This is a genomic window from Autumnicola edwardsiae, assembly GCF_031846505.1.
Lineage (GTDB): Bacteria > Bacteroidota > Bacteroidia > Flavobacteriales > Flavobacteriaceae > Autumnicola > Autumnicola edwardsiae.
Genome location: NZ_JAVRHP010000348.1, coordinates 1 through 262, shown reverse-complemented (window position 1 = coordinate 262; position 262 = coordinate 1). Strand labels below are relative to the sequence as shown.

1 protein-coding gene is annotated in these 262 nt (G+C 41.2%); it reads right to left on the bottom strand.

Going from position 1 to position 262, the window contains the following annotated elements; translation table 11 throughout:
• Nucleotides 1-71 precede the first annotated feature (71 nt).
• The coding region (locus tag RM529_RS17955; RefSeq protein WP_311486087.1) for a hypothetical protein at nt 72-262 on the bottom strand (191 nt) is incomplete at its 5' end.

The following is a 262-nucleotide window of genomic DNA, read 5'->3' as shown; positions in this document are numbered from 1 at the left end:
CTCGAAGTTCAATTCTCCCGCAGATTTCGAGGATATGCGCAGAAATGATTCCTCCTCTACCCTTTAAAAAATCAGTGAGCAAAATTGGCAATTATCGACCTGGAGTTTGTGTCACGAGTATGCGAATAAATTTCAGCAGAAAAAGGGAAGAGTGAAGAGTGGAAAGTGGAGAGTTTCGTTTTTACTTTCCTCTCTCCTCTAAAAGAGGGGTCAAAAATGGCAACTATCGGCATAAAAGGGATTCTACCTCCCCATTTCATTT